This window comes from Gilvibacter sp. SZ-19, from assembly GCF_002163875.1.
Taxonomy (GTDB): domain Bacteria; phylum Bacteroidota; class Bacteroidia; order Flavobacteriales; family Flavobacteriaceae; genus Gilvibacter.
On the sequence record NZ_CP019333.1, the window covers coordinates 972,423 to 995,988 of the forward strand.

Genomic DNA, 23,566 nt, shown 5'->3' on the forward strand with positions numbered 1-23,566 from the left:
CTAATTCGCCTATTGCTGTTGTTTTTTGAGTTCTCTGGCTGAGTTGAGTCCCTTGCCCAAAAAGATGATGATCACCACTTTTACAATTACGCCGCGCGCCAAAGTACTTGGATCGATAATCGCAGAGAGAATGATAAGTGACAAATAAACCAAAAGACCCAATAATATGGCTACTTGAGGCTTGCTTTGAGACCAGAAGCCCAAGCCTAAAAAGATCAAAAAGATGATCCCTCCTGCTAGGAGTTCTGCCACATCATCATTCATGAAATACAATACCAAACCAAAGGCCAATTGCAAGGCCCCAACAATGAATAGGGTATTTCGTGCCTGGCGGATCTGTTTGGGCGCCTCTTTTACCTTAGAACGGGTCATGGCTTGTTCTGCGTAGAACTTGGACTGTTCTCTCTCGGTTCCATTGACTGGGAACCCGCATTGCACACAAAATTCAGGGTTGCCGTTGATCTCGGTTGCGCAGTTAGGGCATTTTGGGATTTGCTCTTCAAGAATTTCTTCCATAATGGGAGCGGGATTTTGATTAGTTATTCTAGTTGTTGTGATTCAAGATAGCAGTTCTGAGGCAAAAAAAAGACCCCCGAAGGAGTCTTTTTTTCAATCAACACTTAAAACAAATCTTAAGAACCACACATCAGGCAGTCGTCGTCCTGGTCGGCGTCTCTACTCTTGGCCAACATTTCACGCAACTCCTGCGGTGTCAATGGCTTGTCAGTAGCCGCGGCAGTAACGGTTTCAACCGCTGCCTCCTGAGGTTGGGGTACTGACTCCTTTTGGGTGTTCTTAAGGGTAAATTTGATGGCATCAACAGCACTCTTAGTACGTAGGTAGTACATTCCTGTTTTTAGGCCGCTCTTCCAAGCATAGAAGTGCATAGAAGTAAGCTTCGCCATATTGGCATTCTCCATAAACAGGTTGAGTGACTGCGACTGATCGATAAAGTATCCTCTGTGTCGAGACATATCAATAATGTCCTTCATACTGAGCTCCCAAACGGTCTTATACAGTTCTTTAAGATCCTGAGGGATCACATCAATGTGCTGGATAGATCCGTTAGCACGCATGATCTCTTCTTTAAGATCGTCATTCCAAAGGTTAAGCGCTACAAGATCCTCTAAAAGGTGCTTGTTCACAACAATAAACTCTCCAGACAATACCCGACGGGTATAGATGTTAGAGGTATATGGCTCAAAGGCCTCATTGTTCCCTAAGATCTGAGAGGTTGAAGCTGTTGGCATAGGCGCTACAAGTAGGGAGTTTCTAACTCCGTGCTTTTTAATGTCCTTGCGCAACTTGGCCCAATCCCAACGTCCGCTAAGCTCTTCGTCTTTGATGTTCCAAAGGTTGTGCTGGAACAAACCTTCTGAGATCGGAGAACCTTTGTAAGTTTCGTATGGCCCGTCTTTCTTAGCCTCTTCCATAGAAGCAGTTACCGCCGCGAAATAGAGGGTTTCAAAGATCTCTTGGTTAAGTGTTTTGGCCTCCTCGCTTGTAAATGGCAAACGCAATTTGATAAAGGTATCTGCCAATCCTTGAACACCCAAACCTACCGGACGATGACGGAAGTTACTGTTGCGCGCTTCTGGCACAGGATAGTAGTTTCTGTCAATCACTCGGTTCAAGTTCTTGGTCACACGCTTGGTGATTCTAAAGAGCTCTTTATGATCGAAGGCCCCGTTCTTAACAAACATTGGCAAGGCAATGGATGCCAAGTTACACACAGCAACTTCGTCTGCAGAAGTGTATTCCAAGATCTCCGTACAAAGGTTAGAAGAACGGATGGTTCCCAAATTCTTTTGGTTAGACTTGCGGTTGGCCGCATCCTTGTACAACATATAAGGTGTACCCGTCTCGATCTGAGATTCCAAGATCTTTTCCCAAAGCTCACGAGCCTTGATAGTCTTGCGTCCGCGATCTTCCGCTTCGTATTGTAAGTATAGTTTTTCAAATTCCTCACTGTGTGAATCGAAGAGTCCAGGACACTCGTTAGGACACATTAAAGTCCACTCTGCATCTTCTTGAACACGCTTCATGAACAAGTCTGGGATCCACATGGCGTAGAACAAGTCGCGCGCACGCATCTCTTCTTTACCATGGTTCTTTTTCAGATCTAGGAAATCGAAGATATCTGCATGCCATGGCTCTACATAGATCGCGAATGAACCCTTACGCTTTCCACCACCTTGGTCTACATAACGTGCGGTGTCGTTAAACACGCGAAGCATAGGGACAATACCATTCGAAGTACCGTTAGTTCCAGAGATGTATGAACCCGTAGCGCGAATGTTGTGAATTGAAAGGCCAATTCCTCCCGCAGATTGCGAGATCTTGGCAGTCTGCTTTAAAGTGTCGTAGATGCCGTCTATACTGTCGTCCTTCATGGCCAGAAGGAAACAAGATGACATTTGTGGCTTAGGCGTACCGGAATTAAAGAGTGTAGGTGTGGCGTGGGTAAAGTACTTCTTACTCATTAGCTCGTAAGTTTCCTTAACGGCTGCCATGTCGTCCATATGGATCCCCACAGAAACACGCATAAGCATGTGCTGCGGACGCTCAGCGATCTGTCCATTGAGCTTTAACAGATAAGAACGCTCTAAGGTTTTGAATCCGAAGTAGTCGTAACCAAAGTCACGGTTGTAGATGATAGTAGAATCTAACTCTTCGGCGTTCTTCATGATTATGTCGTAAACCTCGTCGCTCAAAAGCGGCGCCTTTTTACCCGTACGTGGGTTCACATAGGTATACAAGTCGGTCATCACCTCAGAAAAGGTCTTCTTGGTGTTCTTGTGCAGGTTGGAAACCGAAATACGCGCTGCTAATCTCGCGTAATCTGGGTGGGTAGTGGTCATGGTCGCAGCGATCTCGGCGGCCAAAGTGTCTAGTTCACTTGTGGTAACTCCGTCGTACAAACCTTCAATTACGCGCATGGCAACCTTTACAGGGTCTACTAATTCATTTAGACCATAGCAAAGCTTTCTTACGCGTGCCGTGATCTTGTCAAACATGATGGGTTCCTTACGGCCATCTCTTTTAATTACATTCATCTACAACTGTTCTTTAGTTAATTAGTGCCTAATTTTTAGCATAATGTAGGTTGGTACGCGAGGTGTAACCTGCGTATTATCAGATAGTTAAAAACGCTCCGGGCCTGGGGCAGCCCCTGGAGCAATCTTAGAAATCTGCGTCGAAACTAATCTTATTAGATTCTTTGTCTTTGTTGGTAACTCCCGCCTTCTGGTATTCAGAAACACGCTTCTCGAAGAAGTTTGTTTTTCCTTGAAGGGAGATCATATCCATAAAATCAAAAGGATTGCTGGTGTTGTATTCTTTCTCACAACCCAACTCCACCAAGAGGCGATCGGTCACGAATTCCAAATACTGGGTCATCAGCTTGGCGTTCATGCCAATCAAACTTACCGGTAGAGACTCGGTGATAAATTCACGCTCAATGGTAAGTGCATCCACAATGATCTCACGAATTCTTTCCTTAGGAACCTTGTTTACTAGGTGGTGATTGTGCAAGTGAACTGCGAAGTCACAGTGAACACCTTCATCTCTAGAAATTAGTTCGTTGGAAAAGGTCAGCCCGGGCATCAAGCCACGTTTTTTAAGCCAGAAAATCGAACAAAACGCTCCTGAAAAGAAAATTCCTTCTACAGCAGCAAAAGCGATAAGACGCTCGGCAAAACTTGGACTTTCTATCCACTTCAATGCCCAGTCGGCTTTCTTTTTAATTGCCGGGAAGTTTTCGATAGCCTTAAAGAGCTTATCTTTTTCCTTTTCGTCCTTCACGTAGGTGTCAATAAGCAAAGAATAGGTTTCCGAGTGGATGTTTTCCATCATGATCTGGAAACCGTAGAAGAACTTAGCCTCTGAATATTGAACCTCATTTACGAAGTTCTCTGCAAGGTTTTCGTTCACGATTCCATCAGAAGCGGCAAAGAAGGCCAAAATGTGCTTGATGAAGTAACGCTCATCGTCATTCAATTTGGTTGCCCAATCTGTAAGATCTTGGTGCAAGTCAATCTCTTCTGCCGTCCAAAAACTGGCCTCAGATTTCTTGTACCAATCCCAAATATCGTGGTGTTGAATTGGGAAGATTACGAATCGGTCTTTGTTCTCTGCTAAAATCGGTTCTACTGCGCTCATTGTCCGTTGTTTTTTTAAAAATTCGATAAATTTCTCGCTACTCGGGACTAACAAATATGAAAAATTTTAAAACGAAATCTGGCGAATTAACCTCTTGGTTTTCAACAAAGTTTTTAACATCAAAAAATTCAAAGTGTTCACATTGTTTTGTTAACAAATATTGTTAAACACTTCTTTATCAGCTATTTATGAAAATACTGTTGAAGTTATTAACAAACAGAAAATCAGTCGTTAATAGCTCTTAAAACCCTTGTGAATCCCAAGTATTTTAGGGGTTGTGATAACATTTTGCTAAGGATTCGGTAACATGATTTTTAACAGCGGGCTTAAACAAATTTTTTGTGCTGTAACGTCAAATAGAAGTCTATCTGAACAAAAAAACGATCAAAAAAAGTCAGATTTTGCGAAAGAAAATCGCTCGCTAAAAAATCAAATGAATCAAGGTTGGTTCTTTTGAGCAATCGCGTCCAATCCGTCGAACCAATCTTGCCCAAATTTTCTAACCAAAGCCTCTTTTACAAACTGGTAAACCGGCACCTTTAATTGTTCTCCTAAAGTACAAGCGGTATCGCAAATTGGCCAGCGGTGATAATTCACAGCAGCAAATTCACTGTAGTCTGTAACTCGAACTGGGTACAAATGACAACTGATAGGTTTTTTGAAATCCACATCGCCAGCATTGTAAGCATCTTCTATTCCGCAACTGGCAATGCCTCCTTCTTTAAAGGTCACATAAGCACACTCAGCCCCATTGACCAATGGGGTCTCCAAGTCACCGGCTGCAGATTCTATCCAAGTGCCCTGCGCCTCAATGGCTGCTTTGCCTTCTTCACGCAAATGGGGAGCTACTTTGGGGTAGATCGCTTCTAAGATCTCGGTCTCTTCTTTAGATAATGGTGCTCCGGCCTCTCCGGCTATACAACACTCGCCCTTACAAGCGCCTAAATTACAGACGAACTCTTTTTCAATAAGATCTGTAGATACTATGGTTTTACCGAGTTGAATCACGGGGCAAAGATATTTGCTTTGTGTCAAATCGCCCACAAATAAAACAGAGAATTAGCAGGTAGTGCTGTTAAGATTGCCTAATTTTGCCCCCAAAATCAAGCAGTTATGGAGTTCAATACTAAAGAGATCTTCACCGCCACCATGGTTTTATTTGCGGTAATTGATATTATCGGAAACATTCCTATTGTTATATCCTTGCGCGAGCGAGCCGGACATATACACTCCGAAAAAGCATCGATCATTGCCGCCGCAGTGATGGTCTTCTTTTTGTTTTTGGGAGAGAGTATTTTAAAGCTCATCGGGATCAATGTCAATGAATTTGCAGTTGCCGGGGCTTTTATTCTGTTCTTTATCGCTTTAGAGATGATCTTAGGCGTTACTCTTTTTAAAGACGACGGAAGCGCACCGGAACTCGCCTCTATTTTCCCGCTGGCATTCCCAATGCTAGCCGGCCCGGGTAGTTTGACCACCCTACTGTCTTTACGCGCAGAATATCACATAGAGAACATTATCATCGCGATTGTGATCAATACTTTGGTCATTTATATAGTACTTAAAACCTCAGCGCGTTTGCAACGCTTCTTAGGGAAGAACGGAATCGGGATTATTAGAAAGGTTTTTGGTGTAATTTTGCTAGCGATCGCTGTAAAACTGTTCACCTCCAACATTCAAGAACTGTTTGCTTAACCAAAGAGAAATCGAATGAAAATTTTCATCTATATATTAATGGTAGGAGCTTTTGCTCTTATGATCTACAACGCCACGCAACTCAATTTTGACGCCTTGTTCGAAGGCAATAGCAAAACAGCCTTATCGCTTATTTTAGCGGGGCTGAGTGCCATTATTTTATTGCTGATCTTGTTGCTCTCTAAAAAGATCGAAGAGAAAAAGCGCGGGTCCTAGTCGCGAACCGGGTTAAGCTTGGCGCGTTCCAGATCTAATACACGTTGTATCATTGCGTCTTGGGCATTGGCCACCTGTTGCGCCTGATTGGTCCCATAGAGCTGATCTGCCAAGGTTTGTTTGATAGCCAATTTCAGCGTGTCAAAATGCGATGCCAAATCGAGGCTGGGCGACTTGAAACGCTCGTTGTAATTTATAAAGGCGTTGGCCAACTCATCTGAAACCTCATATTCGTTCATAAAGGTCTCAAAGTCCATTCCGTCAAATTGTGCTCTGGAAGTCTCCAACTGCTCAAAAACAAAATAGTTCATATAACCGGTAGACATTACATACTCTAAGGTCTCGTTGGCAATGCTGGTGTCTTTTGGCACAAACACATCCGGAGTAATTCCTCCACCACCATAGACCACCCGCCCTTCTGGTGTGACGAATTTTAAGGAATCTGAAACCTTGATACTATCTACAGAACGCAATTCTCCGTTCTCGTATCGGTTCTGGTATTCACTAAAATAATCGTCCAGACCGTTGGCGTAAGAGCGCTGAATAGACCTACCTGTGGGCGTATAATAACGGGCTATGGTCAAGCGAACGGCACTGCCATCTCCCAAAGACATCTCACGTTGCACCAAGCCTTTACCATAAGACCGGCGACCTACAATGGTCCCGTGATCATTGTCCTGTAATGCTCCCGCCACGATCTCTGAAGCAGATGCGGAGTTCTCATTGATCAGCACGTAGATCTTGCCGTCTTCAAAATCTCCTCGTCCGGTGGCGAAAGTAAGGTCTTCGTCTCCTTTTTTATTTTTGGTGATGAGCATAAGTTTATCATCTTCCAGAAACTCATCTAAGATCTTATTGGCAGCATTTATGTATCCTCCAGGGTTGTTTCTGAGGTCCAATATCAAGGTTTCCATACCCTCGTCCTTAAGATCGTCTAAGGCTTCTTTGAACTCTTCGTAGGTGGTTTCGGCAAAGCGATTCACTTTAATATATCCTGTGGTCTCATCGATAAGATATGAGGCTTCCACACTAACTAAGGGCACTTCCTTTCGGCGAACTGTAAAATCCAATAGTTCTGACTCTCCGCGTCGGTAAACACTGAGCTTCACCTTGGAGTTGCGGTTACCTTTTAAAAAGGACACTATGCTGTCTCTGGAGATCTCCGAACCATCAAGTACTACATCATTCGCAGCAACTATACGATCTCCTCCGCGAATACCGGCCTCGTAGGCAGGTCCGCCTTCTATAGGATTAATTATCGCAATGGTATCGTTGTAAACGTAAAAGTTGACCCCTATACCCACAAAATTGCCGCGCATATCATTGGCCGCATCTTCGTAAGCGTCCACCGGGATATAAACCGAATGCGGATCTAGATTCTCTAGAATACCGTTTACGGTCACATCTACTATACTGTCTGTATTCACCTGATCTACGTATTCGTAGTCAATGTAGTCTATCAGGCGGTTGAGTTTGTCCTTCTTGGAGTTCTTGGCAAAGATCTGCTCGCCACCATCCTGAAAGTTCAGTTTGGCCCCAATAAAGGTGCCCACAGCCAAACAGCTGCCAACAATGAGCGGGATATAGATCTTGGTCTTGTTCATTACAGATCGTCTAGGCTGGTCACTTGGGTAATTTCCACACCAGCGCGTTCTAAGAAATCTAAGCCGCTGGTATCCTTGTATGCAATATTATAGACCAGACGGGTTATTCCTGCCTGATGGATCAACTTACTGCATTCCTTACAAGGCGACAAGGTGATATAAAGTGTTGCTCCTTTACAACTTTGGGTACTTCCGGCCACCTTAGAAATGGCATTGGCCTCTGCATGTAGCACATACCATTTGGTATAACCTTCTTCGTCTTCGCAAAAGTTCTCAAAACCTGTTGGGGTTCCGTTATAGCCGTCAGATATGATCATCTTATCTTTAACTATCAAAGCTCCGACCTGTTTGCGCTTGCAATAAGAGAGCTTGGCCCATTCGTAGGCCATGCGCAAGTAGGCGACATCGTATTTGTGTTGTTTTGCAGATTTACTCATAGTCAAAGCAAGATAGCCAATTCAAAACGAAGATAATTGAACTCCGCTCCTCTATTAAACTGCTGGCTGTTAATCTTATTACAAAGTTTGTCAAAAAACTGCCAATTCAGACTTAGAAAGGCCAAGTTTCTGCAAGCATAGTAACCAACATTCCGATGGTAATGCAGCAAATGGCTATGGTCCAATCTCTGGAACTGGTCTTTAAAATGTTCTTGGCAACAAATCCAACAACTAGGGCAATTAGGACGATCAAAAGTTGCGCCAATTCAATTCCTAGAGCGAATTCAAAAAGTGGTAAGGCAGCGCTTTCGTCCAAACTTCTGAAAAAACTTGCAAAACCAAGACCGTGTATCAATCCGAAGAAAAGCGTCATGAAATAAGTACCGTAAATGGACAGTTCCGCACCAGTCTTTCTGGTCTTGAGTAAATGGTATATGGCAGTGGCCAGAATAGTCACCGGAATGAGAAACTCAACCGCGGTAGGTGAAACCGTCACCCATCCGAAAGTAGCAGCTACCAAAGAGATCATATGTCCTAGGGTGAAAGTGGTGACCAGACCCACGACCTTTTTCCAATCGGTAAATTCGTAAACCGATACCAAGACCACTAAGAAGAGCAAATGGTCATAGCCGTTCCAATCTAAAACATGATTGAAACCCAATTGGAGATAGAGCCAAAAATCTGACATAACTGGGGTTTTGGGTAAAGTTACTACAAATCGCAGAGTTGCTCTTGCAGTTTAATCCTTCTTTAAGATTTAAAACTAGAAATGGTAAAAAAGCTTTTAAACGCTTTATTTTCATTAAATTAGAATAAAACTAACTATGAAAATTAAACTACTGCTCTTTTTGGGTCTCATAAGTATGTCTCTGAGTGAGCTGCAAGCTCAAGATCCTATTTTACTGGAGGAAGATTGGATTTTAATCGAAATGATTCACCTGGGAGAACACTACTTCCCTCCTAGCAATTCAGAAGTTGCCTTTATACCCTTAAATTTTGGAGAGCCCGCTGCACCACATGATATGATAACTCATGTTTGTAACGCTTTTGTGGCAGATGCAAGCTTTGTCGGCGATTCGCAGGTGACGTTCTTTAATATGGCGTCAACGCTTGTAGATTGCAGCCTGAAAGAGAATAATATCTTTGAGTTTCACTACTTCGGATTCTTCTTTGACTCAGTAGACGAACCCTTAGAATACATTATCTCTATAGTTGATGATCCCGACGGCTATGGCTTAAGTATTTATAAACCCGATGGCGATGTTGTGCATTATCTATCATCTGGATTGGGTGTAAGGGCGAATCGATTGTCTGAAGTCTTCTTTTATGGCAATGCCCAAGATGTCCTGTACATATATAATCCGACCTCAAGGAATTTTCAAATGAACCTATACAGCGCCGATAGCAAATTAATTCGTCGTGATGAAGTAATAAATCGGCTTGACATATCTGGTCTACCAGCAGGAATTTATTTTGTTCAGCTAAGCGATGAAAATGGCAGTGTAACCGAACGGTTCGTAAAACAATAACTAAAAATACTGCTGTAGCTCCTTTTTAAAATAAGCGGCGCTCGCGGCAGCACTCGCCGTGGAATTCTCTGTGAAATTCCCACCCTGTTCAATGTAGAAATACTCCAAACCAGAAGACACCGGGTCTGGCAAGATCTCGTGATAGTTGATAGAACCGTTCCCTAACTCGGTATAATCTCTACTCACCTTATGCATGTCCTTAATATGCCACATCACATAACGCCCGGGATACTTTGCCACTAATTCCTTGGGAGTGGTCTTGCCTTGATGCATTACCCAATACATATCCATTTGGAATTTTACTTGCTGCGGATCGGTACGGTCTGCGATTATATCGTAACCGGTTAGTCCATTGCCCAGATCGGCAAATTCGTAGCCGTGGTTGTGAAAGGCAAATCCCAGATCGGTCTCGCTGATCTGCTGCCCAATGAGCTTCAACTTTTTAGCAAGCAGGCTGTAACCGTCCAGGTTCCTGTAAGGTTCTTCTATAAAAGGCCAAGTGATGTATTTGTTGTCCATAACCGAAGCGGCGCTGATGCAGGCATCTACATAGCGACGCAGTTCATCATCCGAAGCCTCCATAAAAGCAGAAAGCCCATAGTGTCCGCTACTTACAGTTAGCTCCATCTCATTGAGGATCGCCTTGAAATCTTGAGGCGTATAGCCGTATATCTTGTTGGTGTCTGCGTCAAAACCATAGGTTTCAAAGTCCTCATAACCCATGGCCTTAAGCTCCTTTAAGGTTCCCACAGGGTCATTGACCATTCTATCGCGAATGGAATACACTTGGTAGCCTAATTTGTACTTATTATCTGCGCCAAAACCTGCACAACTCCAAGGGAGTATGGCAGCTACACTTGCTGTGGCACTTAATTGAATAAATTCTTTGCGGTTCATGGTTTAGTATTATTGCATACTCGGACAAACAGCCTCCGTCCAAATGGCATATCCTTTCGGATTCATATGCAGACTGTCTGCAACAAAGATCTCAGGTTTGGGTTTGCCCTTTTGGTTGAGCATCGGGAACCAAACATCTATATAATCGACCTGTTCCATAGCTGCACAATAGGATTTTAATAATCGGTTGAGTTCTAAATAGGCCAGCTGATGTTGCCAACGCGACGGGCTCGGTTTTGCCCCAATAATAAAGATTTCGACCCCTGGTAGGCTGGTTAAAATTTTCCCGACGATCTGACTCATTGTCTTTAAGGTTGACTCCGGAGTCTTACCAGAATTAATATCGTTATCGCCTTCGTAAATAAAGACCTTTTTAGGCCTAAAACGCAAAACGGCGGCATCCAAATGGTAGAGAAGATCACTAGCTTCAGAACCTCCAAAGCCCGTGTTTACAATACGCTCATCTGCGCAATCCACAGCGACATTAGTCCAAAACCGTACACTGGAACTCCCGGTTATCACGGTGACATCCCCCGAAGGAACTTCCATCTTCTTAAACACATCTATCGAGCCCTGGAATCGCAAGGGATTCTGAGCTGTGATTAGCTGAGAGAACATTAATCCCAACAGCATTAAAATAATCTTGTGGCGCATACTTTTTTGAGTTGGTTCAAGTTAATGAGAATTTCCGAACTCGGTGCGCTTATAAATGGCTTTAGCCAGAGGTCAGATCCGGTTTTGATGTTAATGTTTTTACAAAATCCTTTATTTTGTTTAATGTTTACCTATTTTCGTTAAACGTAATTAGACCAATAACAACCAACATACTCATGAAAACGATCAAGTTCACACTGCTTTCACTTGTTTTTGCGATCCTAGTTTCCTTTAAACCGGCAACCCAAGATTTTCAAGGTCAAGCCTTTTATTTTTCTAAATCCACTATGGATCTAGGCCAATGGGGAGCTCGCTTAAGTGAAGCTGAAAAGAAACAAGTATATGCCCGTTTAAAGAATCGTTTAGAGAAAACCTATATCCTAGACTTTAATAAGGAGGAGTCTGTCTTTAACGAAGAAGATCAGATCGACGCCATGTCTGGAGCCACAGACACTTGGGGCAGCAATTTTGCCAGAGGAGAGCAATACAAGAACGTTAAACAGAACCAACTCATCCAGGAGCAAGAATTCTACGGCAAAAAGTTTTTGGTAAAAGATAAGCTGGCAGAGATTAATTGGAAGATGGAAGGCGACTCCAAGATGATCGGTCAATATATGTGCTTTAAAGCCACAGCTACTGTGCCTACCAAAGAACTCACTTGGTATAATTTCGAGTGGAGTGATCTTAGAGCAGAACAACAAACCGACGAGGCCGGAAACCCCGTTGTGCCCACAACCGACATAGAGGCTTGGTACACCCTGCAGATCCCTGTTAGTCATGGACCTGCAGAGTACTGGGGCTTGCCCGGGTTGATTTTAGAAGTAAGTGCTGGTAATACGACCATGTTGTGTTCTAAAGTGGTTTTGAATCCTGCGGAAACCGTCACTATTGAAGCACCAGACAAGGGCAAGGAGATCACCAAGAGTGATTATCAACAAACCATCCGCAAGAAAATGATGGAAATGCGAGACAACAGAGGTCGCAGAAGAAACTAAGACGCCATCAGTTATTAGCATCCGATGAAAAAAATACTCTTTTTGGCCCTACTGGCCGCGGCCAGCCTGAATGCTCAAGTACAAATGCAAGGTGTGGTCAAAGACAGCTTGGATGTGCCGCTAGAACTAGCCAATGTTGTCGCTATTAACGATTCTACCAATGCTTTAGAGTCGTACGGAATTACCAATCAAGAAGGCAAATACAAGCTCGAACTAAACAGCAATACCCGATACAAATTACAGGTGAGTTATATCGGATTTAAGACCTACGAGGAGCTACTTACCACTACCGACACCGATCTGAGCAAAGATTTTAAACTTGCACCAGACAACGCCTTAGATGCAGTGGAACTCGTCTATGAGATGCCAGTAACCGTTAAAGGCGATACCTTGGTTTACAATGCAGATTCTTTCAATACCGGCACAGAACGCAAGCTGGGCGATGTATTGGAAAACCTTCCGGGTGTGGAGATCAATGAAGATGGGCAGATCGAGGTAGAAGGCAAAGTGGTGAATAAGCTCATGGTCAACGGGAAAGATTTCTTTGACGGCGACACCAAGTTGGCAACAGAAAACATTCCATCCAATGCCGTATCTAAGGTTCAGGTGCTTAGAAATTACGCAGAAGTCGGCCAACTCAGTGGCGTGCGTAACAACCAAGACAACGTAGCCATTAACATCAAACTCAAAGAAGGGAAAGAAAACTTCTGGTTTGGTACAGTTACCGCTGGTGGTGGTTCTTCGCCAGATGACGAACTCTATCTTTTACAACCCAAACTGTTCTACTACAGCCCGAAATACAGTCTTAACTTCATTGGAGATCTAAACAACACAGGCGAGGTTGCTTTGACCCGTCGTGATATTCGCGGTTTTGGCGGAGGTTTTCAAGCGCCGAGCCGCAGCAGCGGAACCGACATTAATTTGGGAGATAACAGCCTGAATTTTTTGACCAGTCAAGCCAATGCCTTGGAAATTGAAAGCCAATTGGGCTCTATGAATTTTAGTTATTCGCCAAAGTCCACTTTAGATCTGAGTGGTTTTGCGATCTTTAATTCAAGTAGAATCTTATCTAGAGAAACCAGTTTTGTTCAATATACAGATCCGGAACTTGGAATTCCTGACGAAGCCACAGAGCAACGCAGCAGAGAGCGTTCGGATCAAGGGCTAGTGAAACTCAGCCTTAAATACCAACCCAACCTCAACAACCAAATGGATTATGATGTTTTGGGAAGGATCTCTAGAGACAGTCAAGATCAGAATCAATTCTCCTCTGTAATTGGCAATACCGAGCAATTAGATGAAGTGACTCCCTATAGCATCAATCAGAATTTAAACTATTACTACACGCTGAACGAGCGCAACATCTTTGCCTTTGAGGCTACGCATTTGTTGCGCAATGAAGATCCGTTCTACAATGCTGTTTTGGTCAACGACCCTGACGGCCCCGATGCTTTTGATAATACTGCGGAGGCGCTAGGGCTAAATACAAGCCTGGACTTTTACAATCTGGGGCAAAACCGACGCATCAAGTCCAACCAACTGGACGCTAAGTTGGATCATTATTTTATTATTAACCAACGCAGTAATCTGAATTTTACTTTGGGAACTATTTTGAGCAACCAACAGTTCAATTCGGACATCTTTCAATTCTTAGAAGACGGCAGCCGCTTTGACCCGACTCCAACAATAAACGATGGGCAGGACACCAACGACACCGAATACAATTTTAGCGATATCTACTTGGGGGTGCATTACCGTGCTAAATGGGGAAAGTTTACGGTTACTCCTGGATTTTCATTGCATGCCTACGGCAACAATAACACGCAATCTGGAGAAGAATTCAAAGACAACTTCTTTAGACTATTGCCAGACTTTGAAACGCGTATACAGTTCAAGAAGAGCGAGCAACTCACCTTCCGTTACGAAATGCGCAATCAGTTTACAGATGTTACGCGTTTGGCTCAAGGATTGGTGTTCAATAGTATCAACAATATTTCCTTCGGAGAGCCAGAATTGCAAAATGCCTTGGCGCATAATGTGAGCTTGTTCTACAGTAGTTTTAACTTGTTCAATTATACCAATGTATTTGCAAGAGCAGCTTACACCAAAAACATCGATCAGATTCGCAGTCTGACCAACTTTGACAATGTGATCCGTACCAGCAGCTTTTTCAATTCCGCCTTTGCCGATGAAACTGCCAGCCTCTTTGGTCGGGTACAGCGAACTTTTGGTAAGGTGAGGGCCAGCGTGAATGTGCGCTACAACTACAGCAAGATCAATCAGTTCATTCAAGGACAGCGCTCTATAAACGAAGGCTTTACACAAACCTACACGCCTGGCCTACGCACTAATTTTAAGATAGCGCCTAATATCTCGTTGAGCTATCGCTACAGTGTGACCAACAACAACCAGGGAGACCGCGAGACGACTTTCATTACCAATGCCCCTACCTTTGAGTTCGACGCTTATATTTGGAAATCGGTGACCTTTAGAACAGATTATGCCTATACAGTTCAAGAACTGGACAACGGTGACACTCAATCTTTTCAAAATTGGAACGCAACGCTCTCATACAGAAAGAATCGCGACTCGAAATGGGAATATAAAATCCGCGCCACGAATATTTTAAACATAGATTCACAGGTGCGAAATAGTGCAAATAATGTGTCTGTTTTTAGTTCAGAGACGTTTATTCAGCCAAGATTTATTACCTTCCGCTTTATCTATACACTATAAATCTAACTTAATACAGACCACCACAATATGAAGAAATTAGTTCTTTTGGCCTTTTTTATTGGGTTTGCCACCCTTTCTTATGCACAGGATTACACGGATATTGTAAAGTTTCAGTACAACCGAGCCACGCTAGGAAATATTGACAATGATGATGAAACTGAGGTTGGTAACGCCAATTTAGAAACCTATTTTGTGATCCCTGCTACACCTAAAACGATCTTTATCGCTGGTTTTACGTATGAGAACACCCGTTTGAGTTTAGTACACGACGATGATTTCCGCACCAATTTAGTGATGACCCGTCTTAACCTCGGAGTTAAGCTAGATCACGGTAACGGATGGAGCGGAACCTATGTTTTGCTTCCTAAATACGCTTCGGATTTTGACGATCTGGGTGGCGATGCCTTCCAGTTTGGAGGACTTGCCCTATTCGAAAAAAAGATCTCTGGACGTAAAGGTTGGAAATTCGGTAGTTATGTGTCTTCTGAAAACTTCGGGACCATTATTACTCCGCTTGTGGGTATGTGGTACAAATCCCCAAACCGCAAGTTCTATGTAAATGCGGTTTTCCCGATTCGTTCTGAGGCTAACTATGCGATCTCTGATATCTTTAGCGTAGGAGCCAACTTATTGACCTCTGTAAAAGCTTACGACCTTTCTGGTAATGCCGATGGGTTCTATGTACAAGAAGAGTCTATCCGCTTCAACTTGTATGCAGGAGTGAGTCTGTTCAACGGAACGCTATTGGCCAGAGCCAAGATCGGATACGATACCACAGACTACGGCGTATATCTGCAAGGAGATACTGTAGGAGCTCAAATTCTAACCTTTCAGGTTGGCGGAGACGACAGAAACAGACTCAACAGAGAATTCGACGCTGCTCCATTTATGGGTGTAGATCTAGTTTTGCGCGCCGGAATCTAAGAGCAAATTCAACAAGGTCGCAAGACCAATGATTAAAATAAACAGCAAGGAAAGTTTTCTGAACTTTCCTTGCGGTATTTTATCCAGTATCCTTTTCCCAATATAAGAACCTACCAAGCCTATTACCAGTAGGAAAGGAACGTATTTTAAGTCGTGTTTGTGAATATAGCCGTTGTTGTAATAAACAAAGGTTCGGGAAAAATCGATCATAAAATCGATAAAGGCAGAGGTGGCTACAAAAACACTTTTTTCTAAGTTAAAGGCCGCCATGGTCAAGCCGCGTATAGCGCCTCCCGTACCTAACAGACCCGCAGAAAATCCAGAGAGCGAACCTCCGATCACAGCGTTTTTATTGCTGTCTTTTACCGCAAAGCCGCTCCGCAGCAAAAAAAACACACTCAACAAGATCAAAAACACGCCCAAAACCACCTCCAGATAAGCAGACTCGAAATATTTGGACAATACCCCACCCAAGATCACAAAAAGCACAGACGGCAGGCCTATATAGAGTAGCAAGCGTTTATCCAGGCCTTTTTTGAACAAGAATATCTTACTCAGATTGCTAGAGAGATGAAACAAAGCAGTAAGGCCAAGAACCGAATAAAAGTCAAAGTAAAAATTACCTATCGGCACAAAAAATACCGAAGAACCAAAGCCACCGACTGTCCCGATGATCTCGGCCAATAAGGCCAACAGCAGGAAAGTGGTGTTTATGTTATTCATCTGAATCTGCGTCTATCAACACTACGGAGCCTACTATTCCATCGTGGATGGCCATTTTCTTTTCTGAGAAACCCATAGTAATGAGCGACAACCAGCCCAGGCCGTATTTGATCAAAAATCGAATGCAAGCTGCCAGAAAGTTGATTTTTTGCTTCGGATGGTTTTCAGATCGCACCTTAAGATTAAAACGCGCATGCCCCATAGTGCCTCCAAACTGACTGACAAAAAAGGGTTCGTAAAAAACAAAAATCGCGAAGAATAAGGACACGCGAACCCAGGTAGCCACCTGCTCAAAACTTCCTAAGATCTCACTGCAGAGATATATCATAACTATCATAAATAAACTGTCGAATACAGTGGCCTTTACTCGGTCATCTATGCCAGAATATTTAAGTCTGGTTGCTGCTTCTATATGTTCCTGCGATTCTTCCATGAGTTATTTTGTCTAGAGCATTAGCGATTTATTCCAAGTACATCTCCGGCCGTGTGCATGTCCTTTATGTCCTGTCTACCCACTCCATAAACGGGCTCGGTATAGTTCTCTTCTTTATCGATCTTATAGATACCAGAGGACTTATTTACCTCGTAGAGATTATCCATTATAAACAGACTGTCTGCTGTCACCTCAACTACTTTAAAAGTGGTGTAGCTGCCATATCCAACCTTATATTCATAAATATCACCAACCTGAGGCGATGCCAAGTATTCCAGTTCTCGTTTGTCGTTTGCTTGACTGGCAAAGACCGCAGCAATAACAAAGGCCACAAAAATGGCTAAACCTGCCCATTGCCAAAGTGGCCCTCGGCTGTCACTCTTGAGCCTGGTATAAGCCTGCTTGTGAGACTCGTTGAGTTTTTTAGGTTTGAACTCGGTATTGCAGTTTTCACAATGGCCTCTACCCAACTTTCCCATTGGAAAAAGCGGTATCCAGAATATATGGGCGTGTCTTCGGTAAACGTTTAAAGTAATACTGCCTGTCGCATCGCAATTTGGACAGTTTCCTGTTGCAGGTTTGGCACTGTTTAAATGCACAGCTTTGCTTCCGTAAATGATCATATGATATTATTTAGTTGCTTGAATTTATAAATGTAATGATGTTTTGAGCCAGTTGTTCAGCGCTATTTTTCTCCAAGGGATGCACCCCTTGCTCAACGAGCTTTAGCTGCCCAAAACTTAAACTTGCAACTGCAGTCTCTGACTCTGATACGGAAACCATATTATCACAGTCACCGATACTAATAAGAACTGGGGTTTTTATTGCTTGCAATTGGGCAGAAGTAAACGCCTTACCTGTACCCAAGTCTATCATCATGTCTGCAGTACGTTTGAGCAGCTCCTTCCAATCATTTGGAGCGTGTAATTGTTCCAGATAATTCGCGAACCGTGGTACTTTTTCTAAGATTTTCTGCGGATCCAATTGTTTGACTTCTCGTCCTGCCGATTCTGGCGTCCAGTTGAACTTAGTGCCATAGGTCACTATTTTTTTTACTCGCTGCGGATGAGTTGCTGCAAATTTTAAAGCCGCGTATCCACCCATACTATATCCGAAGAAATACGCTGAATCTATTTGCTGGTCATCCATAAATTCATGAATATTCGCCGCAAACACATCCATGCTAAAATTACCTTTAGATGGACGTCCGCCATGACCTTCAAAGTTGAAGCTATAGGTCTTAAAATCTTCCGACAGAACTGTCTTGAGCCTTTGCAATTGCTGCGTAGACCCCAAAGCTCCGTGAAGTAAAATTAAAGGAGAAGTACTCAATTGGGCTGCGTTAGTTGTTCTCAAGGTACAACTTTTTCTCCCAGCGCTAAAAGTCTAAATAGGCCTCGCTTAGGCTTAAGCCTTACTATTTTTAAGCTTGGTTCTCAAATAGTCGAAGCTATCGTCTATGTCGGCATAGAGATCATCTTCCGGAACTAGGTCAGGGATAATATCTACCGCCTTCAACATATCGCAGGGCTGTTCCTGCAACCCTACCAATAACACCTCGATACCTTGTTCTCTCAGATCAAAGATGATATCTTCTAAAGCGTATAAGCCCGACTGATCCACATAAGGAACTCTATCCATTCTAAAGATCACTGCATCGATCTCCCCGGGCAAACCTTTTATCTGATCTTTGAAATAAGAAGTAAAACCAAAGAACAGCGGACCATAGAGGTGTTTAATGATCACTCTGTCCTTGTACTTTTCGTAAAACTCAACCTCATCTTGCCAAGGTTTAGAGCCGTCTATATCTGCTATATTGCCAACTTCCATACCCTGTTCGGACAGGTCGCCTGACTTTTTCATAAATAACAAACAAGCCAAAGCCACCCCGGCGCCTACAGCGTAAATAAGGCTACCAAAAGTAGTGATCAACAGCACTAAGATCAGTACCACAGCATCTGCTCTGGGTACTTTTCTAAGATGTTTGAGCCCTTTTAAGTCTACAATTTTAAAGCCAATAGGAATGAGCAATCCTGCCAAAACACAAAGTGGAATATGGGCCGCCAATTTTCCAAGTCCGAGTAAGACCGCTAACAAGAATAAACCGTGAAGCGTGCCGGACAAGCGAGTCTTTCCTCCGGCGTTGATATTGACTACTGTTCCTTTGGTAGCTCCCGCTCCTGGAATACCTCCAATAACTCCCGCTATCATATTTCCAATTCCCTGTCCAATGAGCTCTCTGTTAGAATTGTGCTTGGTCTTGGTCATATTGTCTGCAATAACAGAGGTAAGCAGGGAATCTATACTTCCCAATACTGCCAGTACTACCGCGTACTCCATAATAAGTCCGTAGGCTGAAGCATCTACTTCCAGAATTCCTGCAATTTTGATAGACGGCAAGCCAGAGGGGATCTCACCAATCACCGGAACATCCATCTGTCCAAAATAAGCGATCAAAGTTGCAACTATAAGCGCCACTAAGGCACTAGGTATGGCCTTTGTGATCTTAGGAAATAAATAGTAAACCGCTATAGTGATTCCACCGAGCATTAATGCTTGTAGGTTGGCTTCGGAAAACAATCTTGGCAGATCCTGAATCACCGCTAAGGTCGACTTAGAAGATCCCAGCCCGGCAAAAGGGAATATTTGGAGTATAATGATAATTAGGCCCACCCCACTCATAAAACCAGAAACCACGGGATAGGGAAAATATTTTACATAACTAGCGATATTCAAAAAGCCAAAAACGACTTGCAGCAAGCCTCCGACTATAAAGGCCAAGAGTATGATAGGCATAGCGGCTTCTAAACTACCGTTTAGCTGAATAGCCGCTGCCACTAAAGCTGCGGAAACCACCGTCATAGGACCTGTTGGGCCACTAGCTTGGGTTTGGGTTCCTCCAAAAAGGGCCGCGAAAATACCCACGGCTATGGCGCCATATAAACCTGCGGTAGCACCCATACCAGATTGCACACCAAAAGCCAAAGCCAATGGAAGTGCAACTACTCCAGCAACCAATCCGCCAGTGAAATCTCCTTTAAAATTCTTGAAATCGTAAATCTTAGAGCTCATATTTTGAAACCAGTTTATAAAATTCTACAGACGCCCTAAGTTACTGTTTTTAGCGCCTCGATGAAAACCAGAATTTGTGGGATTTCAATGACCACGAAACCCTAATTGACCAAGTCTTCGCAAGTAGCCGAAAGCTATATTCAAGATCAATTGACCTTTAAGATGGGATTTGATTCCTGCGGATTGACAAAATTATCAGCACGTTCAAAACGCGGACTAATTACCTCTACGCCTTCACGATTGATATAACCAAGCTTTAAATCGCTCTGCACTATAGCGAAACCATTTTTAAAGTCTAGCGCATTGCCGTATTTGGGTTCTACCAGCCAGTTTCCATCCGCAGTGATAAACCCTACCTTACCGTCTAGTTGAACGGCAGCAACACCCTCATTAAAACTACGTACAGCGGGATATTGAAAAGGAATCACCACCTCATTTTGCTTATTTATAAATCCCCACTTTCCGTCTTTTTGTACAGCGCACAGTCCTTCTGAAAAATCGGCTACATCTTCGTAAATATTAGGAATAGCTACAGCACCCTCAAGGTCTAAGAACCCGAACATATCGTCTTGTAAATAAGCAGCCAAACCCTCGTAATAGTCATAGGTGCCTTCGTAGGTTGCCGGCACCACTTCTTGACCACTACTATTTATAAAACCGTATTTCTGATCTTTCATAAAAAAGGTCCTGCCTTGGTGAAAATCGCCCAAGGTGTAGTCTACGTGTAATTTGATCTTCCAATCTCCTTTGGTATCGACATAACCAATGGTTTCATTTTCCAGATCCAGAGCGGCTGCCAAACCTTCGCTAAAAGGCATCATAGCGTCAAAACCTTCCGCCACAAGGGTTCCAGAGGTGTCTATAAACCCAACCTTATCATCGGGCATACGAACGGGTGCATAACCTTCGTAAAAAGAAGTTGGTTGACTAAAGGTCTTTTCGCCAAACTGCACAGTTCCGGCGGGATCTATAAAAATATATTCTCCCCCAACCGCTCCGTTTATCAAGTCGGTACGTATTCCGTCAATATTTACACAGGCAAAGCCATTGGAAAAGGAACGGGCCAGCGGATATTTCGGCTCAATTACAAAGCCGCCCAAGGTATCGATATAACCGTATTTTCCGTCTATCATGACCATGGCTAGCAGTTCAGAGCTCGCGCTTGGCTTGTCGGTCAGCGATGTTTCAGAGGATTTGTCTTCGTTCTTACACGCCCCTAGCATCACCAGAAATGCCAAGGCAAAAACAGCTAAAAAATTTCTTCTCATTGGGCTTTCAATAGGGTGGTTATATTTTCTCCAAATTGATTGGTCCATGTTCCATTATCGTAAGTGATCACCCCGTGTTGGCGGTGAAAGAACTTGGTCTTGGAAGTCATATTGCGCTCCAAACCAACAACGTAATCGGGCAAACAAATGGTAGTTCCGTTATCTTCTACCGGAGAGTATCCGTCATCGCAAGGATCAGAGCTACAGGAAGTGACAAAACATAATGCGACCGTAATTAAGCTGATATGTAGTGTAAGTTTCATAGGTGTTTTTAGTTATTCTCGTTCCATAAACTTAAGCATAAATACTTAAGCCCATTTGGCAATTTGATTTTAGGACACTAGGATCTTAAATGTTTGATGATCAGTCCGAGCTGCCCCAAATGGTACACATCGTGTTGTAAGATACCGTCCAACAACCATTGATAAGTATATTCGCCCTTAAAATCCGTGTCGTAATAGGTCTGTTGCAAAAAGGAATCTTCCTTGTCCTTAAGGGAGCTTATCAGATCAGTAAAACTCTGCTGATAGGCCGTCCATATAGAATTCCAGCCTTGGGCTTGGAGCTCCTTGTCTGGCAACCAATTCTCTATACAAGCATCTGTTTTACTTCCTTGACCGGTCTTAATTTTGAGCACCGCTTCTTCTCGCCATAGGGTAAGATGTGATATCAAAGCCGCTATACTTTTTAATTTAGGAGTTGGACGTACAAAGACCAAAGATGGGTCCACCTTGGCCAACTTACGCTCATAACTACGGCCTATCCATGGCTTGCCGGCTTGGATCTCTTGCATTTGACTGATAAAATGAGCAATGGTTGCCATAAGTCTTATTCTACTCCGTTCTGTTGGGCGATCATCTTCTTTAAGAGGGCTACCTGTCCTAAGTGATAATAACTGTGCTCTATAAGTCCGTCTATATTACGTTGCATATGCCCGTATTTCGGATCGATAAAAGCTTCCCCGAGATCTGCATCCGGCATGGCCTGAATTATTTGGGCCAATGCCTCCGTGTCTTTCCAAAAACTTTCTTGAAAGTCCTTCCACTGCTGCTGCGACTCAAATGGCGAGAAATCAAAACTGAATTTGTCGCGTATGGTCAACTGTCCGGATTGGAATGCCTCGAGTACCCCCGCTATATAATAATGGATATGCTGAGCCAGCAAGCCTATGGAATTGCGCCCGGCCAAGCTGAGATTCGCACCTTGAAAATCCATGTCCTGAATTTGATCTTTAAAGTTGGTATTAGCAACCCAAGTGCCATTTAAAATCACCTCCCGCAATCGATCTGCTAGTTCTTTTGATTTCATGCTACTTCTTTTTAAAGACCACTATGTCTTGATATTCTTTGGCCCCTTGGGCTCCTTTCCAAAAACCGTCGGCTATTCGTGTAACCTCCAAGCCTGCTGCGGCCATCATTTGGTTTAATTTTTCTTTGTGGATGGCGATATTTCCACTGGTCACTTTACTGTTCATCAGTCTGAATCCATCGCCTTTAACCGGGAATCCGAAACCTTGAGTAGCGATCTGATCCTCATCGGTCTCATCGTAAAGAAAAAAAGTAGAAAGCGCCGAACCGTCGTGTTTCATAACCCGTTGGATCTCTTTTAAATAATGTCCAATCTCATCTACCATCATGTGGGTAAAGACAGAGAAGGAATAAACCTTGTCAAACTCCTCGGACTTGTACGGAAACTCGAAATCTGTCGCCTTGGCCTTAGAATTGTTGTACAAATCGTTGAACAAGGGCACATAGGTAAAATTGAAATTCGGAAAGTCGCGGCCAATTTTTTTATTACACCAATCTACACCGCTTTTAACCACGTCAAATCCTTCGTAACGCGCCTGAGCAGAAAGGTATTCTACCAATGAGATCGCGGTGCGGCCAATGCCACTGCCAATATCGAGCACATGATCGTCCGGACGCAGATCGAGCTCGCTCTTTAGCAATTCCAATTGATGCTTACTGCTGGCTAAGAACTTTTCGGCTCCAGCTGCAGATCCGGTATAGATAGCTCCTCTGGGCGGCACGTATTTATTGCGTTTGCCTTTTATTCTATCCCAAAGGTCGGCTGGGAGATAATACAGATAACGAACCCAAAAGCGTTGTTTAGCGGAGAGGGAATACCAGAGCTTTCTAAAGTAGTTTTTGTTCATTGCGGCTTGGTCACAGGATTTTTGCGAATCTAAAGATAGCAATAGTGAGCCAATCCCGGCAGCAAAG

Annotated in this window: 25 protein-coding genes; 6 read left to right on the plus strand and 19 right to left on the minus strand. The window is 43.4% G+C overall.

Annotated features, from left to right (window positions below; all coding sequences use genetic code 11):
* Positions 1 to 9: 9 nt before the first annotated feature.
* The 4 genes from BTO09_RS04390 to BTO09_RS04405 form a co-directional block, all read right to left on the minus strand.
* Positions 10 to 516: a zinc ribbon domain-containing protein gene (locus tag BTO09_RS04390; protein WP_087523581.1), complete on the minus strand. Its 507-nt coding sequence runs from the start codon at positions 514 to 516 to the stop codon at positions 10 to 12.
* A gap of 116 nt (positions 517 to 632) precedes the next feature.
* Complete coding sequence (locus BTO09_RS04395; protein ID WP_087523583.1) at positions 633 to 3,056, minus strand: ribonucleoside-diphosphate reductase subunit alpha; 2,424 nt, start codon at positions 3,054 to 3,056, stop codon at positions 633 to 635.
* A gap of 127 nt (positions 3,057 to 3,183) precedes the next feature.
* Positions 3,184 to 4,161, minus strand: coding sequence for a ribonucleotide-diphosphate reductase subunit beta (locus BTO09_RS04400; RefSeq protein ID WP_087523586.1), 978 nt, complete (start codon positions 4,159 to 4,161; stop codon positions 3,184 to 3,186).
* A gap of 438 nt (positions 4,162 to 4,599) precedes the next feature.
* A complete protein-coding gene (locus BTO09_RS04405; protein WP_087523588.1) occupies positions 4,600 to 5,169 on the minus strand; it encodes a DUF3109 family protein in 570 nt (189 codons plus the stop codon).
* 105 nt (positions 5,170 to 5,274) lie between these two features.
* Here BTO09_RS04405 and BTO09_RS04410 point away from each other — a divergent pair, with 105 nt between their 5' ends.
* Positions 5,275 to 5,856 carry a MarC family protein gene (locus BTO09_RS04410; protein ID WP_087523590.1) on the plus strand — a complete coding sequence of 194 codons (582 nt, stop codon included), beginning with the start codon at positions 5,275 to 5,277 and terminating at the stop codon, positions 5,854 to 5,856.
* Between the two features lie 15 nt (positions 5,857 to 5,871).
* Positions 5,872 to 6,072: a hypothetical protein gene (locus tag BTO09_RS04415; protein WP_087523592.1), complete on the plus strand. Its 201-nt coding sequence runs from the start codon at positions 5,872 to 5,874 to the stop codon at positions 6,070 to 6,072.
* Here BTO09_RS04415 and BTO09_RS04420 read toward each other — a convergent pair.
* The 3 genes from BTO09_RS04420 to BTO09_RS04430 all read right to left on the minus strand — a co-directional run bounded on the left by BTO09_RS04420 (position 6,069) and on the right by BTO09_RS04430 (position 8,801).
* On the minus strand, positions 6,069 to 7,676 hold the full coding sequence (locus BTO09_RS04420) for a S41 family peptidase (RefSeq protein WP_087523594.1): 1,608 nt from the start codon (positions 7,674 to 7,676) through the stop codon (positions 6,069 to 6,071). The two genes, BTO09_RS04415 and BTO09_RS04420, sit on opposite strands and share 4 nt — an antisense overlap.
* A complete protein-coding gene (locus tag BTO09_RS04425; RefSeq protein WP_087523596.1) occupies positions 7,676 to 8,113 on the minus strand; it encodes a dCMP deaminase family protein in 438 nt (145 codons plus the stop codon). Before BTO09_RS04425 ends, BTO09_RS04420 begins: the two co-directional genes overlap by 1 nt.
* A 112-nt stretch (positions 8,114 to 8,225) precedes the next feature.
* Positions 8,226 to 8,801 carry a HupE/UreJ family protein gene (locus BTO09_RS04430; RefSeq protein WP_087523598.1) on the minus strand — a complete coding sequence of 192 codons (576 nt, stop codon included), beginning with the start codon at positions 8,799 to 8,801 and terminating at the stop codon, positions 8,226 to 8,228.
* 136 nt (positions 8,802 to 8,937) lie between these two features.
* Here BTO09_RS04430 and BTO09_RS04435 point away from each other — a divergent pair, with 136 nt between their 5' ends.
* On the plus strand, positions 8,938 to 9,642 hold the full coding sequence (locus BTO09_RS04435; protein ID WP_087523600.1) for a T9SS type A sorting domain-containing protein: 705 nt from the start codon (positions 8,938 to 8,940) through the stop codon (positions 9,640 to 9,642).
* Here BTO09_RS04435 and BTO09_RS04440 read toward each other — a convergent pair whose 3' ends face one another.
* Together BTO09_RS04440 and BTO09_RS04445 are read right to left on the minus strand one after the other, a co-directional pair.
* Positions 9,643 to 10,539, minus strand: coding sequence for a sugar phosphate isomerase/epimerase (locus tag BTO09_RS04440; RefSeq protein WP_087523602.1), 897 nt, complete (start codon positions 10,537 to 10,539; stop codon positions 9,643 to 9,645). It lies immediately after the preceding gene.
* 9 nt (positions 10,540 to 10,548) lie between these two features.
* Complete coding sequence (locus tag BTO09_RS04445; protein WP_087523603.1) at positions 10,549 to 11,193, minus strand: GDSL-type esterase/lipase family protein; 645 nt, start codon at positions 11,191 to 11,193, stop codon at positions 10,549 to 10,551.
* A gap of 176 nt (positions 11,194 to 11,369) precedes the next feature.
* Between BTO09_RS04445 and BTO09_RS04450 the strand changes: the two genes are divergently transcribed.
* From BTO09_RS04450 to BTO09_RS04460, 3 genes are read left to right on the plus strand one after another with little or no spacing between them, the layout of a single operon-like run.
* Positions 11,370 to 12,188, plus strand: a complete 819-nt coding sequence (locus BTO09_RS04450; RefSeq protein ID WP_087523605.1) for a GLPGLI family protein — start codon at positions 11,370 to 11,372, stop codon at positions 12,186 to 12,188.
* A 24-nt stretch (positions 12,189 to 12,212) separates the two neighbouring features.
* Positions 12,213 to 14,924, plus strand: coding sequence for a TonB-dependent receptor (locus tag BTO09_RS04455; protein WP_087523607.1), 2,712 nt, complete (start codon positions 12,213 to 12,215; stop codon positions 14,922 to 14,924).
* Positions 14,925 to 14,951: 27 nt separating this feature from the next.
* Positions 14,952 to 15,848 (plus strand): hypothetical protein, encoded by an 897-nt coding sequence (locus tag BTO09_RS04460; RefSeq protein WP_087523610.1) that lies wholly within the window; start codon positions 14,952 to 14,954, stop codon positions 15,846 to 15,848.
* Here the strand turns inward: BTO09_RS04460 and BTO09_RS04465 are convergent.
* The 10 genes from BTO09_RS04465 to BTO09_RS04510 all read right to left on the minus strand — a co-directional run bounded on the left by BTO09_RS04465 (position 15,825) and on the right by BTO09_RS04510 (position 23,499).
* The gene (locus tag BTO09_RS04465) at positions 15,825 to 16,571 is read right to left on the minus strand and encodes a sulfite exporter TauE/SafE family protein (RefSeq protein WP_087523612.1); all 747 of its coding nucleotides are present in this window, start codon (positions 16,569 to 16,571) and stop codon (positions 15,825 to 15,827) included. The two genes, BTO09_RS04460 and BTO09_RS04465, sit on opposite strands and share 24 nt — an antisense overlap.
* Complete coding sequence (locus BTO09_RS04470) at positions 16,564 to 17,004, minus strand: RDD family protein (RefSeq protein ID WP_087523615.1); 441 nt, start codon at positions 17,002 to 17,004, stop codon at positions 16,564 to 16,566. The genes BTO09_RS04465 and BTO09_RS04470 overlap by 8 nt, the downstream gene beginning before the upstream one ends.
* 20 nt (positions 17,005 to 17,024) lie before the next feature.
* On the minus strand, positions 17,025 to 17,627 hold the full coding sequence (locus BTO09_RS04475) for a hypothetical protein (RefSeq protein WP_087523617.1): 603 nt from the start codon (positions 17,625 to 17,627) through the stop codon (positions 17,025 to 17,027).
* A gap of 10 nt (positions 17,628 to 17,637) precedes the next feature.
* A complete protein-coding gene (locus tag BTO09_RS04480) occupies positions 17,638 to 18,360 on the minus strand; it encodes an alpha/beta fold hydrolase (protein WP_087523620.1) in 723 nt (240 codons plus the stop codon).
* 51 nt (positions 18,361 to 18,411) lie between these two features.
* Positions 18,412 to 20,076 carry a SulP family inorganic anion transporter gene (locus BTO09_RS04485; protein WP_087523622.1) on the minus strand — a complete coding sequence of 555 codons (1,665 nt, stop codon included), beginning with the start codon at positions 20,074 to 20,076 and terminating at the stop codon, positions 18,412 to 18,414.
* Positions 20,077 to 20,222: 146 nt separating this feature from the next.
* On the minus strand, positions 20,223 to 21,344 hold the full coding sequence (locus BTO09_RS04490; protein ID WP_198356534.1) for a WG repeat-containing protein: 1,122 nt from the start codon (positions 21,342 to 21,344) through the stop codon (positions 20,223 to 20,225).
* Positions 21,341 to 21,607: a hypothetical protein gene (locus tag BTO09_RS04495; RefSeq protein WP_087523626.1), complete on the minus strand. Its 267-nt coding sequence runs from the start codon at positions 21,605 to 21,607 to the stop codon at positions 21,341 to 21,343. The genes BTO09_RS04490 and BTO09_RS04495 overlap by 4 nt, the downstream gene beginning before the upstream one ends.
* Positions 21,608 to 21,684: 77 nt before the next feature.
* The gene (locus BTO09_RS04500; protein WP_087523627.1) at positions 21,685 to 22,167 is read right to left on the minus strand and encodes a DinB family protein; all 483 of its coding nucleotides are present in this window, start codon (positions 22,165 to 22,167) and stop codon (positions 21,685 to 21,687) included.
* Positions 22,168 to 22,172: 5 nt separating this feature from the next.
* Positions 22,173 to 22,652: a DUF1572 domain-containing protein gene (locus BTO09_RS04505; RefSeq protein WP_087523628.1), complete on the minus strand. Its 480-nt coding sequence runs from the start codon at positions 22,650 to 22,652 to the stop codon at positions 22,173 to 22,175.
* A 1-nt stretch (position 22,653) separates the two neighbouring features.
* Entirely contained in the window at positions 22,654 to 23,499 is an 846-nt protein-coding gene (locus BTO09_RS04510) for a class I SAM-dependent methyltransferase (RefSeq protein WP_087523629.1), read from the minus strand.
* Positions 23,500 to 23,566: the final 67 nt, after the last annotated feature.

Excerpts from the sequence above, each read along its gene's own strand:
- BTO09_RS04495 (WP_087523626.1), bottom strand. The coding sequence starts at position 21,607 with ATGAAACTTACACTACATATCAGCTTAATTACGGTCGCATTATGTTTT.
- BTO09_RS04500 (WP_087523627.1), bottom strand. The coding sequence starts at position 22,167 with ATGGCAACCATTGCTCATTTTATCAGTCAAATGCAAGAGATCCAAGCC.
- BTO09_RS04395 (WP_087523583.1), bottom strand. The coding sequence starts at position 3,056 with ATGAATGTAATTAAAAGAGATGGCCGTAAGGAACCCATCATGTTTGAC.
- BTO09_RS04445 (WP_087523603.1), bottom strand. The coding sequence starts at position 11,193 with ATGCGCCACAAGATTATTTTAATGCTGTTGGGATTAATGTTCTCTCAG.
- BTO09_RS04425 (WP_087523596.1), bottom strand. The coding sequence starts at position 8,113 with ATGAGTAAATCTGCAAAACAACACAAATACGATGTCGCCTACTTGCGC.
- BTO09_RS04420 (WP_087523594.1), bottom strand. The coding sequence starts at position 7,676 with ATGAACAAGACCAAGATCTATATCCCGCTCATTGTTGGCAGCTGTTTG.
- BTO09_RS04470 (WP_087523615.1), bottom strand. The coding sequence starts at position 17,004 with ATGGAAGAATCGCAGGAACATATAGAAGCAGCAACCAGACTTAAATAT.
- BTO09_RS04430 (WP_087523598.1), bottom strand. The coding sequence starts at position 8,801 with ATGTCAGATTTTTGGCTCTATCTCCAATTGGGTTTCAATCATGTTTTA.
- BTO09_RS04455 (WP_087523607.1), top strand. The coding sequence starts at position 12,213 with ATGAAAAAAATACTCTTTTTGGCCCTACTGGCCGCGGCCAGCCTGAAT.
- BTO09_RS04440 (WP_087523602.1), bottom strand. The coding sequence starts at position 10,539 with ATGAACCGCAAAGAATTTATTCAATTAAGTGCCACAGCAAGTGTAGCT.
- BTO09_RS04490 (WP_198356534.1), bottom strand. The coding sequence starts at position 21,344 with ATGAGAAGAAATTTTTTAGCTGTTTTTGCCTTGGCATTTCTGGTGATG.
- BTO09_RS04415 (WP_087523592.1), top strand. The coding sequence starts at position 5,872 with ATGAAAATTTTCATCTATATATTAATGGTAGGAGCTTTTGCTCTTATG.
- BTO09_RS04460 (WP_087523610.1), top strand. The coding sequence starts at position 14,952 with ATGAAGAAATTAGTTCTTTTGGCCTTTTTTATTGGGTTTGCCACCCTT.
- BTO09_RS04410 (WP_087523590.1), top strand. The coding sequence starts at position 5,275 with ATGGAGTTCAATACTAAAGAGATCTTCACCGCCACCATGGTTTTATTT.
- BTO09_RS04465 (WP_087523612.1), bottom strand. The coding sequence starts at position 16,571 with ATGAATAACATAAACACCACTTTCCTGCTGTTGGCCTTATTGGCCGAG.
- BTO09_RS04435 (WP_087523600.1), top strand. The coding sequence starts at position 8,938 with ATGAAAATTAAACTACTGCTCTTTTTGGGTCTCATAAGTATGTCTCTG.
- BTO09_RS04450 (WP_087523605.1), top strand. The coding sequence starts at position 11,370 with ATGAAAACGATCAAGTTCACACTGCTTTCACTTGTTTTTGCGATCCTA.
- BTO09_RS04505 (WP_087523628.1), bottom strand. The coding sequence starts at position 22,652 with ATGAAATCAAAAGAACTAGCAGATCGATTGCGGGAGGTGATTTTAAAT.
- BTO09_RS04485 (WP_087523622.1), bottom strand. The coding sequence starts at position 20,076 with ATGAGCTCTAAGATTTACGATTTCAAGAATTTTAAAGGAGATTTCACT.
- BTO09_RS04390 (WP_087523581.1), bottom strand. The coding sequence starts at position 516 with ATGGAAGAAATTCTTGAAGAGCAAATCCCAAAATGCCCTAACTGCGCA.
- BTO09_RS04400 (WP_087523586.1), bottom strand. The coding sequence starts at position 4,161 with ATGAGCGCAGTAGAACCGATTTTAGCAGAGAACAAAGACCGATTCGTA.
- BTO09_RS04475 (WP_087523617.1), bottom strand. The coding sequence starts at position 17,627 with ATGATCATTTACGGAAGCAAAGCTGTGCATTTAAACAGTGCCAAACCT.
- BTO09_RS04510 (WP_087523629.1), bottom strand. The coding sequence starts at position 23,499 with ATGAACAAAAACTACTTTAGAAAGCTCTGGTATTCCCTCTCCGCTAAA.